13 protein-coding genes and 1 pseudogene are annotated in these 11,521 nt (G+C 61.0%); 7 read left to right on the top strand and 7 right to left on the bottom strand.

The window, feature by feature from the left end; translation table 11 throughout:
- Window positions 1-59: 59 nt before the first annotated feature.
- The 3 genes from MRY17_RS21775 to MRY17_RS21765 are packed head-to-tail and all read left to right on the top strand — an operon-like array spanning window position 60 to window position 2,381.
- Window positions 60-626 (top strand): YfiR family protein, encoded by a 567-nt coding sequence (locus MRY17_RS21775; protein WP_181283694.1) that lies wholly within the window; start codon window positions 60-62, stop codon window positions 624-626.
- Complete coding sequence (locus tag MRY17_RS21770) at window positions 623-1,885, top strand: diguanylate cyclase domain-containing protein (protein WP_181283693.1); 1,263 nt, start codon at window positions 623-625, stop codon at window positions 1,883-1,885. The genes MRY17_RS21775 and MRY17_RS21770 overlap by 4 nt, the downstream gene beginning before the upstream one ends.
- A 4-nt stretch (window positions 1,886-1,889) precedes the next feature.
- Window positions 1,890-2,381: an OmpA family protein gene (locus tag MRY17_RS21765; protein WP_181283692.1), complete on the top strand. Its 492-nt coding sequence runs from the start codon at window positions 1,890-1,892 to the stop codon at window positions 2,379-2,381.
- Between the two features lie 200 nt (window positions 2,382-2,581).
- Here MRY17_RS21765 and MRY17_RS26730 read toward each other — a convergent pair whose 3' ends face one another.
- The 4 genes and pseudogenes from MRY17_RS26730 to MRY17_RS21745 all read right to left on the bottom strand — a co-directional run bounded on the left by MRY17_RS26730 (window position 2,582) and on the right by MRY17_RS21745 (window position 4,235).
- Entirely contained in the window at window positions 2,582-2,740 is a 159-nt protein-coding gene (locus tag MRY17_RS26730) for a DUF3077 domain-containing protein (protein WP_425540619.1), read from the bottom strand.
- A 76-nt stretch (window positions 2,741-2,816) separates the two neighbouring features.
- Window positions 2,817-2,903, bottom strand: a pseudogene (locus MRY17_RS21755) (DUF3077 domain-containing protein); the annotation flags it as partial.
- A gap of 148 nt (window positions 2,904-3,051) precedes the next feature.
- Entirely contained in the window at window positions 3,052-3,210 is a 159-nt protein-coding gene (locus tag MRY17_RS26725; protein WP_431768372.1) for a DUF3077 domain-containing protein, read from the bottom strand.
- Window positions 3,211-3,287: 77 nt separating this feature from the next.
- Complete coding sequence (locus tag MRY17_RS21745) at window positions 3,288-4,235, bottom strand: LysR family transcriptional regulator (RefSeq protein ID WP_243352839.1); 948 nt, start codon at window positions 4,233-4,235, stop codon at window positions 3,288-3,290.
- A gap of 125 nt (window positions 4,236-4,360) precedes the next feature.
- Between MRY17_RS21745 and MRY17_RS21740 the strand changes: the two genes are divergently transcribed.
- Window positions 4,361-5,878: a CoA-acylating methylmalonate-semialdehyde dehydrogenase gene (locus MRY17_RS21740; RefSeq protein ID WP_243352838.1), complete on the top strand. Its 1,518-nt coding sequence runs from the start codon at window positions 4,361-4,363 to the stop codon at window positions 5,876-5,878.
- A 14-nt stretch (window positions 5,879-5,892) separates the two neighbouring features.
- Window positions 5,893-6,780 carry a 3-hydroxyisobutyrate dehydrogenase gene (gene mmsB / locus MRY17_RS21735; protein WP_191956648.1) on the top strand — a complete coding sequence of 296 codons (888 nt, stop codon included), beginning with the start codon at window positions 5,893-5,895 and terminating at the stop codon, window positions 6,778-6,780.
- 34 nt (window positions 6,781-6,814) lie between these two features.
- Here mmsB and MRY17_RS21730 read toward each other — a convergent pair whose 3' ends face one another.
- Both MRY17_RS21730 and MRY17_RS21725 read right to left on the bottom strand, forming a co-directional pair.
- Complete coding sequence (locus MRY17_RS21730) at window positions 6,815-7,510, bottom strand: hypothetical protein (RefSeq protein WP_243352837.1); 696 nt, start codon at window positions 7,508-7,510, stop codon at window positions 6,815-6,817.
- Between the two features lie 159 nt (window positions 7,511-7,669).
- Window positions 7,670-8,014 carry a cupin domain-containing protein gene (locus MRY17_RS21725; protein ID WP_181282401.1) on the bottom strand — a complete coding sequence of 115 codons (345 nt, stop codon included), beginning with the start codon at window positions 8,012-8,014 and terminating at the stop codon, window positions 7,670-7,672.
- A 383-nt stretch (window positions 8,015-8,397) separates the two neighbouring features.
- Between MRY17_RS21725 and kynB the strand changes: the two genes are divergently transcribed.
- Both kynB and kynA read left to right on the top strand, forming a co-directional pair.
- Window positions 8,398-9,048, top strand: coding sequence for an arylformamidase (kynB, locus tag MRY17_RS21720; RefSeq protein ID WP_124434009.1), 651 nt, complete (start codon window positions 8,398-8,400; stop codon window positions 9,046-9,048).
- Complete coding sequence (gene kynA, locus MRY17_RS21715; RefSeq protein WP_124434008.1) at window positions 9,045-9,917, top strand: tryptophan 2,3-dioxygenase; 873 nt, start codon at window positions 9,045-9,047, stop codon at window positions 9,915-9,917. The genes kynB and kynA overlap by 4 nt, the downstream gene beginning before the upstream one ends.
- Before the next feature lie 145 nt (window positions 9,918-10,062).
- Here the strand turns inward: kynA and MRY17_RS21710 are convergent, their stop codons facing one another.
- Window positions 10,063-11,466 carry an amino acid permease gene (locus MRY17_RS21710; RefSeq protein ID WP_124434007.1) on the bottom strand — a complete coding sequence of 468 codons (1,404 nt, stop codon included), beginning with the start codon at window positions 11,464-11,466 and terminating at the stop codon, window positions 10,063-10,065.
- Window positions 11,467-11,521 lie beyond the last annotated feature (55 nt).

Raw genomic sequence — 11,521 nt, 5'->3', positions numbered from 1 at the left:
TTTCCGTTGCTGTGCTATCGTTGCGGCATCATCCTGAAATTTCTTGAGAGAATCGCTGCATGAACGTGGCTGTCTCGCTCCCAGAACGCAGTTTGAGCTGGAGACGCCTGTTGCAGGTGGCGGCGCTCTGCCTGCTCGCTCCGCAGGCCTGGGCTCAAACCCCGAGCCTCGCCGAGCAGCGCGCCCAGGCGGTCACCCAGGTCGTGCTCGGTATTCTCAGTTACGCCCGGTGGCCGGTGGAGCCTGCGCAACTGCGCTTGTGCATCGTCGGGCCCACCCAATACACCGACGACCTGATCAAAGGCACCACCCAGGCGACCGGCCGTCCGGTGACGGTGCGACGCTTGCTGGCCAACCATCCCGATATCGTCAGTGCCTGCGACGCCGTTTACATCGGCAAACTCAGCGGCGACGAACGCACCGCATTGTTTGCTTCATTGATCGGCCACCCGGTGCTCAGCATCAGCGAAGGCGGCGACCAATGCACCGTGGGCAGCCTGTTCTGCCTGCGGGTGAGTGATGCGCAGGTGTCGTTTGAGGTGAACCTGGATTCCGTCGCCCGCAGCGGCGTACGCATTCACCCCAGCGTGCTGCAACTGTCGCGCCGTCGAGCGCCGGCGCCATGAGGCCGGCTAAAGCGCGGCCGACCCTGAGGTCGGTGATCGGCAGAGGGCACATGATCCTGGCCCTGGTGGCGGTGACTCTGGCCAGTGTGTCCCTGACCCTGCTCGGCGTGCTGGCGCTGCGGGTCTACGCCGAACACAACCTGCACTTGATCGCACGCTCGATCAATTACACCGTCGAAGCGGCCGTGGTGTTCGACGACAGTGCCGCCGCCACTGAAGCCTTGAGCCTGATCGCTTCGACCGAAGAGGTGGCCCAGGCCGAAGTCTTCGATGCCAGTGGCAAGCTGCTGGCGCAATGGGTGCGGCCGAACAACGGGATGTTGTCACGGGTTGAACTCGAACTGGCGCATGCCTTGCTCGAGCAACCCATCAGCCAGCCGATCCTTCACCAGGGCCAAACGGTCGGCAGTATCCACCTGACCGGTCATGGCGGCAGCCTGTTGCGCTTCTTGCTCAGTGGGCTGGCGGGCATTGTGATCTGCACCGCGCTCAGCGCCTGGGTGGCGCTGCATCTGGCGCGACGTTTGTTGAACGGCATCACCGGGCCGCTGCAAAGCCTCGCCGCCGTGGCCCACGCCGCCCGTAGCGAACGCGACTTTGACCGCCGCGTGCCCCCGGCGCAGATCGCCGAACTCGACAGCCTGGGCAGCGACTTCAATGCCCTGCTGGGCGAGATGGAGGCCTGGCAAAACCATCTGCAAAGCGAAAACGAAACCCTCGCGCATCAGGCCAGCCACGACAGTCTCACCGGCCTGCCCAACCGTGCGTTCTTCGAAGGCCGGTTGATTCGGGCCTTGCGCAGCGCCGCCAAGGTCAATGAGCGGGTAGGGGTGCTGTTTCTCGACAGCGATCGTTTCAAAGACATCAACGACAACTTCGGCCACGCCGCCGGCGATGCCGTGCTGGTGGCGGTTGCCGAGCGCGTGCGCGCACAACTGCGCGAAGATGACCTGGTAGCCCGCCTGGGCGGCGATGAATTCGCCGTCCTGCTGGCGCCGCTGCACAAAGTCGACGATGCGCAACGCATCGCCGACAAGATCAATGCCAGCATGGACGCGCCGATCCCACTGCCGGACGACACCCAGGTACTGACCTCTCTGAGTATCGGCATCGCCATTTATCCCGACCATGGCGCCACGCCCGGCACCTTGCTCAATGCCGCCGATGCGGCGATGTACCAGGCCAAACGGCTGTCGGCGGGCGGTCAGCAAACGACGGAATCGGAGCACCCCGTCGTCAACGTTCAACACAGGAGTTGACCCCTTGTTCTCTCACCCACGCGTTCTATTCATCAGCTTGCTTCTTGCCTGCCTGGCCCTCGGCGGCTGCCAGACCCCGCCGCCCAAAGGCCTGAGCCCGGCGCAAGTGGCCGTGCTCAAGCAGCAGGGCTTCGAGCTGACCGACGAAGGCTGGGCCTTCGGCCTGTCTGGCAAAGTGCTGTTTGGCAGCGACGTCGAAACCCTCAACAAGCCCAGCACCGACATCGTCGAACGCATCGGCAAGGCCCTGGTGGGCGCAGGCATCCAACGCGTACGCGTCGACGGCCACACCGACGCGTCGGGCAAGGAACTCTACAACCAGACCTTGTCCCTGCGCCGTGCTGAAAGTGTGGGCAAGGTGCTGAGCAGCGTTGGCATGAAAGAACAGAACATCCAACTGCGCGGCCTGGGCAGCAGCGAGCCGGTGGCGGCCAATACCACCACGGCGGGGCGCACCGAGAATCGACGCGTATCAATTGTGGTCATCGCGGACTAAGGCCTTTCAACGTTCTCAATCTGAAATGCATTCAAAATGTGGGAGGGGGCTTGCCCCCGATAGCAGTGTGTCAGCCAATACATCTGGCAACTGACACTCCGCCATCGGGGGCAAGCCCCCTCCCACATGTGTACTGCAGTGTGCACATGTGTACTGCAGTGTGCACATGTGTACTGCAATGTGCTTAAGACTGTGTTCGCTTAACGGCTCGGCGTGATCGCCTGCGTCAAGTCATCCACCACCGCCTTGCCCATCTCACACAGATAATGCGCGGCCCACCCGTATTGCGCTCTCAACCTGAAATGCAATCCATTGTGGGAGGGGGCTTGCCCCCGATAGCAGTGTGTCAGCCAATACATCTGGCAACTGACACTCCGCCATCGGGGGCAAGCCCCTCCCACATGTGTACTGCAGTGTGCTTAAGACTGTGTTCGCTTAACCGCTCGGCGTCATCGCCTGCGTCAAGTCATCCACCACCGCCTTGCCCATCTCACACAGATAACGCGCGGCCCACGCGTATTGCGCTCTCAACCTGAAATGCAATCCATTGTGGGAGGGGGCTTGCCCCCGATAGCAGTGTGTCAGCCAATGCATCTGGTAACTGACACTCCGCCATCGGGGGCAAGCCCCTCCCACATGTGTACTGCAGTGTGCTTAAGACTGTGTTCGCTTAACCGCTCGGCGTGATCGCCTGCGTCAAGTCATCCACCACCGCTTTGCCCATCTCACACAGATAATGCGCGGCCCACGCGTATTGCGCTCTCAACCTGAAATGCAATCCATTGTGGGAGGGGGCTTGCCCCCGATAGCGGTGTGTCAGCCAATACATCTGGTAACTGACACTCCGCCATCGGGGGCAAGTCGAATCGTCGCACCGCCCCTCCCACAGTTTTCCGCGCGGCACATTCAGTCTGCGAACCGCATCTCCCGCGTCTCCCCCATCAACAACCCCTTATTCTGTTCCGTCACCTCCCGGATGTAGTCCCACAACAGCGTAATCCGCTTCAACTTCCTCAAATCCTCCCGGCAATACATCCAGAACTGCCGCGTAATCGCGATCTGCTCCCCCAGCACCGGCAGCAGTCGCGGATCCTGCGCCGCCAAAAAACACGGCAATATCGCCATCGACCGGCCCTGCTGCGCCGCGACGTACTGTGCAATCACACTGGTACTGCGCAGGCTGGCGCTGGCGCCCGGTACTACGTTCGCCAGGTACAGCAACTCCGAGCTGAACGCCAGGTCATCCACGTAGCTGATAAACGGATGCTCGGCCAAATCCGCCAGGCGTTGGATCGGCGGGTGTTGGTCGAGGTAGTCCTGTGTGGCGTACAGCTGCAGTTTGTAGTCGCACAGTTTGCAGCACACGTACGGGCCGTGTTCCGGGCGTTCCAGGGCGATGACGATGTCGGCTTCGCGCTTGGACAGGCTGATGAAGTGGGGCAGGGGCAGGATGTCCACCGAGATCGCCGGGTAGGTGTCGACGAAGTGGCTCAGTTGCGGCGTGATGAAGAAGCTGCCGAAACCTTCGGTGCAACCCATGCGCACATGCCCGGACAAGGCCACGCCGGAGCCGGAGACTTGCTCGCACGCCATGTGCAAGGTGCTTTCGATGGATTCGGCATAGCCCAGCAAACGCTGGCCCTCGGCGGTGAGGACAAAACCGTTGGTCCGGGATTTTTCGAACAGCAGGGTGCCTAGCGACACTTCCAGTGAGCTGATGCGCCGCGACACGGTGGTGTAGTCCACTGCCAGGCGCTTGGCGGCAACACTGGCCTTGCGGGTGCGGGCCACTTCGAGAAAAAACTTCAGGTCATCCCAGTTCAGGGAGCCCAGTGATGTGATGTTTTTTTGCATATTGGACCGGCTTTTATGTGCGTTCTTATTAGAGATTTGCACATCTATACTCCAAAAACAGCCCGAACGCCTCCTTCTTCAAGGCGATTCAACTCTCTGCATAACAACAAGATTCCGGAGACCCCATGAACGCATCTGCCGATATTTCCGTTAAACAGGTCAAGTTGCTGATCAACGGCGAGTGGGTCGAGTCCAAGACCACCGAATGGCAAGACATCGTCAACCCGGCCACCCAGCAAGTGCTTGCCCGCGTCCCGTTCACCACGGCCGATGAGGTCAACGCCGCCATCGACGCCGCCCATCGCGCCTTCCAGACCTGGAAGCTGACGCCGATCGGCGCGCGCATGCGCATCATGCTCAAGCTGCAAGCCTTGATCCGCGAACACTCCAAGCGCATTGCCGTGGTCCTCAGCAACGAGCAGGGCAAGACCATTGCCGATGCCGAAGGCGATATTTTCCGTGGTCTGGAAGTGGTGGAGCACGCCTGTTCCATCGGTACCCTGCAAATGGGCGAGTTCGCCGAGAACGTCGCCGGCGGCGTAGATACCTACACCCTGCGCCAGCCCATCGGCGTGTGTGCCGGCATCACCCCCTTTAACTTCCCGGCCATGATTCCGCTGTGGATGTTCCCGATGGCCATCGCCTGCGGTAACACCTTCGTGCTCAAGCCGTCCGAGCAGGACCCGCTGTCGACGATGCTGCTGGTGGAGCTGGCGCTGGAAGCTGGCGTACCGCCGGGCGTGCTCAACGTGGTGCACGGCGGCAAGGACGTGGTGGATGCGCTGTGCACCCATAAAGACATCAAGGCGGTGTCCTTCGTCGGCTCGACCGCCGTGGGCACTCACGTGTACGACCTGGCCGGCAAGCATGGCAAGCGTGTGCAGTCGATGATGGGCGCCAAGAACCACGCGGTGGTGCTGCCGGACGCCAACCGCGAACACACCCTCAATGCCTTGGTCGGTGCCGGTTTCGGTGCGGCGGGCCAGCGTTGCATGGCCACCTCGGTGGTGGTGCTGGTGGGCGCGTCCAAGCAGTGGCTGCCGGACCTCAAGGCCCTGGCACAGAAGCTCAAGGTCAACGCCGGCAGCGAAGCCGGTACCGACGTGGGCCCGGTGATCTCCAAGCGCGCCAAGGCACGCATCCTGGAGCTGATCGAAAGCGGCGTGAAAGAAGGCGCCAAACTGGAGCTGGACGGCCGCGACATCAAGGTGCCGGGCTTCGAGCAAGGCAACTTTGTCGGCCCGACGCTGTTCTCCGGCGTGACCACCGACATGCGCATCTACACCGAGGAAATCTTCGGCCCGGTGCTGGTGGTGCTGGAGGTCGACACCCTCGATCAAGCCATTGCGCTGGTCAACGCCAACCCGTTCGGCAACGGCACCGGCCTGTTCACCCAGAGTGGCGCGGCGGCGCGCAAGTTCCAGAGTGAAATCGACGTAGGCCAGGTCGGCATCAACATCCCGATCCCGGTGCCGGTGCCGTTCTTCAGCTTCACCGGTTCCCGTGGTTCCAAACTCGGCGACCTTGGCCCGTACGGCAAGCAGGTGGTGCAGTTCTACACCCAGACCAAGACCGTCACCAGCCGCTGGTTCGATGACGATACGGTCAACGATGGCGTCAACACCACCATCAACCTGCGCTGACCTGGGAGACGACCATGAAAATTGCATTTATCGGCCTGGGCAACATGGGCGCGCCCATGGCCCGCAACCTGATCAAGGCCGGGCACGCGCTGAACCTGTTCGACCTGAACCAGGCCGTGCTCAAGGAACTGGCCGAACTGGGCGGCCACATCAGCGACTCACCGCGTGACGCAGCCCAGGGCGCTGAGCTGGTGATCACCATGCTGCCGGCCGCCGCGCATGTGCGCAGCGTGTGGCTGAATGAAGACGGTGTGCTCGCCGGCATCGGCAACGGCATTCCCGCCGTGGATTGCAGCACGATCGACCCGCAGACTGCCCGTGACGTCGCGGCGGCCGCCGCCCGGCAAGGCGTGGTGATGGCCGATGCCCCGGTGTCCGGCGGCACCGGCGGGGCGCAGGCTGGCACGCTGACCTTCATGGTCGGTGCCACACCTGAACTGTTCGCCACCCTGCAGCCGATACTGGCGCAGATGGGCCGCAACATCGTGCACTGCGGCGAGGTGGGTACCGGGCAAATCGCCAAGATCTGCAACAACCTGCTGCTGGGTATCAGCATGGTCGGCGTCAGTGAGGCGATGGCCCTGGGCGACGCGCTGGGCATCGATACGCAGGTGCTGGCCGGGATTATCAACAGCTCAACCGGGCGTTGCTGGAGTTCGGACACCTACAATCCGTGGCCGGGCGTGATCGAAACCGCGCCGTCATCGCGTGGCTATACCGGCGGTTTCGGCGCCGACCTGATGCTCAAGGACCTGGGCCTGGCCACTGAAGCGGCGCGCCAGGCAAAACAGCCAGTGATCCTCGGTGCGGTGGCCCAGCAGTTGTATCAATCGATGAGCCAGCGTGGGGAAGGGGGCAAGGACTTTTCGGCTATCATCAACAGCTACCTTAAAACCCATTAAGGAGAAAGGGGGCGGCGTTAAGCTGCCTCCGCTTTTACACCGTTGTGTATGTGTTCAATGCGGCCACGATAGAAATGCCCGAAGGAGAATAGCCCAGTACGCAGCTGGCGGCTTGTTTAACCCCGGCGTTCAAGGCGGAAAAATTTTTCTGGTTCTCGCCTGTTGCAGGATCCATATAGCTGCCGTCGGCCCGGCTTACCACCCAGTGCAATCCGATTGGCAAGCCTATGCATGACACCGCCATGGCTTCCAGTTTGACCTCATTACTGCCGAGCGCAGGTCCAGGCAGGTCAATAGGGCAGCCAATACCTTTAAGGTTGTTTTCGATCTCTGGATAAAGCCAGTTCAATCCAGTGGAGAACAAACCTGGGCTTTTTTCCACTCTCATGTCCAGCCCCAAAAGCCTTCCAGCGATGACAATATTGTCCGGCATCGAATAGCCGGCCTGTTGCAGATTGCTTTGCCCCTGCCTCACGGTTGTGCATCCGCTGGTGATCCTGTACAGGTCGCTTTCACAACGATTGTCCAGCTCAAGCGTGTCGACACCCAGATGCTCAGACATGGATCCGGAAAGCACCGGTATTTTATTGATCCCTAGCTCTTTTGCCGCGCACAGCAATGCGGCGGCGCCGCAGGAGTTGGGGAACACCTGCTTTTTGGCCACATGGTTGTTCGGGGCAGGCTGGTAAATAGCTGAGGACCAGGCAATTTGAGACGTGGCATGAATCATGAGCATCCTCTGAAACTGTTCAATTCGGAGACTGAAACACGCCCTGATCTTGCCATCCAGCCCATGAAAGGCCTGTAGGACAGGCCTTAACAGGTGATGAATGTGTGACATGAGCACGCACCGGCTGAGCTCATGCTCAATGCGCTATGCCACCGCCTGTCAAGCAAACACAAAATACTTACGCACCGTCTCCACCACCTCCCACGTCCCCTTCATCCCCGGCTCCACCACAAAGATATCCCCAGCCCGCAAGTGAATCGGCGCCATGCCTTGCGGCGTGATGATGCAATAGCCTTCCTGGAAGTGGCAGTATTCCCATTTCACGTAGTCCACGTACCACTTGCCCGGCGTGCAGATCCAGGTGCCCATGATCTTGCTGCCGTCCTCACTGGTATAGGCGTTGAGGTTGACGGTGTGCGGGTCGCCTTCGAGCTTTTCCCATTTGCAGGCATCCAGGACTGGCAAGGGGTGGGTGTCGCGCAGTACGGTGATGGGCTTGGACATGATGACTCCGAGGCAAGGGAATAAGAGTCGAACCCTATAGCGTCACAGCCGGGGCTGGTGGTCTGGACTCGACATCGGTATGCCCAGAAGCGCAGGCAAAGACGATTCCATTGGCTCGGTGAGGTCAATGTGGGAGGGGGCTTGCCCCCGATGGCGGTGTGTCAGCCAACTTCTGATTGACTGGCCCACTGCTATCGGGGGCAAGCCCCCTCCCACATTGATTGCTAGTGGCCGCATCACTGTGTTCAGAGGTGTTTCTGCGCGTAAATTCGCCATTTTATCGCAGTAACTGCGAAAGAACTCCCTCCTGGCGCCAGAATTCGCAAGAAAATTCACGTCCGGCCCTCGTATCATTCACCCAGGAACGAGTGAGAGCCGTGAACATGAACCCAATAAAAACGTGGTGGGATATCAGCCCGCCCTTGAGTGCGGCGACCCCGACCTGGCCGGGCGATACGCCGTTCCAGGAGGAGCGTGTGTGGCAGTTCGGTCCCGAGTGCCCGGTGAATGTGGGGCGTGTGACCCTGTCGCCGCACACCGGCGCCCACGTGGATGCGCCGCTGCATTACAGCGCTGACGGCGCGCCGATTGGCGAGGTGTCGTTGGACGTGTACATGGGCCCGTGCCGGGTGTTGCACTGCCTGGGCAGCGGCGCGCTGGTGCAGCCGCATCAATTGCAGGGGCGTGTGGATAACCTGCCCGAGCGCGTGTTGCTGCGCACTTATCCACAAGCGCCGTTGACCGAATGGGATTCAGACTTCACCGCCATCGCCCCGCAAACCATCGATCTGCTAGCCAGCCTCGGCGTGCGCCTGATCGGGATCGACACGCCGTCCCTGGACCCGCAACAGTCCAAGACCATGGACTCGCACAACGCCGTGGCGCGCCATGGCATGGCGATCCTCGAAGGCATCGTGCTCGACGACGTACCGGAGGGCGACTATGAACTGATCGCGCTGCCGCTGCGTTTTGCCCATCTGGACGCCAGCCCGGTCCGTGCAATCCTGCGCCCGCTTTTGGAGCCCACGCGATGAGCCAGTGTCCCTTCTCTTCAGACTATAAGCCTGCCGATTACCCGCCCCCGGAAGAATGGCACAACGCCGAGCTGAATTTTTCCGAGTCCATGAGCTATGGCGACTACCTGGACCTGGGCAAAGTCCTCAGCGCCCAGCATCCGCTGTCGCCGGACCACAACGAAATGCTGTTCATCATCCAGCACCAGACCTCGGAGCTGTGGATGAAACTGATGCTCCACGAACTCAAGGCCGCCCGCGAACATGTGCGCCTGGGCGAGTTGCCGCCGGCGTTCAAGATGCTGGCGCGGGTTTCGCGGATCTTCGATCAATTGGTGCATGCCTGGGCGGTGCTGGCGACCATGACACCGTCGGAATACACGGCGATTCGTCCGTTCCTCGGGCAGTCGTCGGGGTTCCAGTCGTTCCAGTATCGCGAGATTGAGTTCATCCTCGGCAACAAGAGCCCGGCGCTGTTGCGGCCCCATGCCCATCGCCCGGAGCTGTTGCAGCAATTGCAGGTGGCGATTGCCACGCCGTCACTGTATGACGAAGCGATCAACCTGATGCTCAAGGCCGGTCTGGCGATAGATCCGAAACGGGCCGAACGCGACCCGACGGCGGCAACCGTCCACGATGAATCGGTGGAAGCCGCGTGGCGTGAGGTCTATCGCGATCCGAGCCGTTATTGGGACTTGTATCAGTTGGCCGAGAAGTTCATCGACCTGGAGGATTCGTTCCGTCAGTGGCGTTTTCGGCATGTGACCACGGTGGAGCGGATTATCGGCTTCCAGCCGGGGACTGGCGGTACCGAAGGCGTGGGGTATTTGCGCAAGATGCTCGACACGGTGCTGTTCCCAGAGCTCTGGCGAGTACGCTCCACCCTCTGAACAAAAAGCCCCGGACTACCGGGGCTTTTCAGTTGGAATGCAGTTAAAAATGTGGGAGGGGGCTTGCCCCCGATAGCGGTGGGCCAGTAGACATATCAGTGGCTGACCCACTGCAATCGGGGGCAAGCCCCCTCTCACATGGGTATTACTGCGCTGTGGCTACCGCTTTCGCCTTGCTTACGCGCAACCGATATGCCACATAAATAATCCCCACCCACACCGGCATCGCATACACCGACTCACGAATCCCCGGAATCGCCAGCATCACGCTGATGATCATCAGCATGAACGCCAGGCACAGGTAGTTGCTGAACGGGAACCAGAAAGTCTTGAACGACGGCGTCACGCCTTGCTCGCCCATGGCCTTGCGGAATTTGATGTGGGTGATGCTGATCAGCGCCCAGTTGATCATCAGCGAGGCAACCACCAAGGCAAACAGCAGCTCCAGGGCGCTCTGCGGCGCGATGTAGTTGACCACCACGCACAGCATCGTCACCAGCGCCGAAATCGCCAGGGCGCGTAATGGCACGCCCTGCTTGTTGAGCTTCATCAGCGCCTTGGGCGCGTCGCCTTGCTCGGCCAGGCCGAACAGCATGCGGCTGTTGCAGTACACGCCACTGTTGTACACCGACAGCGCCGCGGTCAGCACCACGAAGTTGAGGATGTGCGCCGCGGTGTCATTGCCGATCAGCGAGAAGATCTGCACGAACGGGCTGCCGCTGTAGGGATCGCCCGACGCGCCGAGGGTTTGCAGCAGTTGATCCCACGGGTACAGCGACAGCAGCACGGTGAGGGCGCCGACGTAGAAAATCAGGATCCGGTACACCACCTGGTTGATCGCCTTCGGGATCACCTTGCGCGGCTCGCTGGCCTCGGCGGCGGTGATGCCCACCAGCTCCAGGCCACCGAACGAGAACATGATGAACGCCATCGACATCAACAGCCCCATGCCGCCGTTCGGGAAGAACCCGCCATGACTCCACAGGTTGCTGACCGATGCCTGCGGGCCGCCGGTGCCGCTGAACAGCAGGTAGCAGCCGAGCACGATCATGCCGACAATCGCCACCACCTTGATGATCGCGAACCAGAATTCGGCTTCACCGAAGAACTTCACGTTCAGGGTGTTGATCAGGTTGACCGCGACAAAGAACACCAGCGCGCTGACCCAGGTCGGGATTTCCGGCCACCAGAACTGGATGTACTTGCCCACCGCCGTCAGTTCAGCCATGCCTACCAGCACGTACAGCACCCAGTAGTTCCAGCCTGCGAGAAAGCCCGCGTAACCGCCCCAGTATTTATGCGCAAAGTGGCTGAAGGAGCCGGCCACCGGCTCTTCGACAATCATCTCGCCGAGCTGGCGCATGATCAGGAAGGCGATGAAACCGGCTATCGCATAACCCAGGATCATCGACGGCCCCGCCGACTTGAGCACCCCGGCCGAGCCGAGGAACAGTCCCGTGCCAATCGCCCCTCCCAAGGCGATCAGTTGAATGTGCCGGTTCTTCAGGCCGCGCTTGAGGCCCACCGGGTTTACCATGTCATCCGCCATTAACATTCCCTTCTACTTGTTTTTCTTAAGGGTGAGTGCAGGCGCATCAGCCCCT

Source organism: Pseudomonas orientalis (assembly GCF_022807995.1).
Classification (GTDB): domain Bacteria; phylum Pseudomonadota; class Gammaproteobacteria; order Pseudomonadales; family Pseudomonadaceae; genus Aquipseudomonas; species Aquipseudomonas orientalis_B.
The sequence above is the reverse complement of the archived record's forward strand: the minus strand, read 5'-3'. Positions and strand labels throughout refer to the sequence as shown.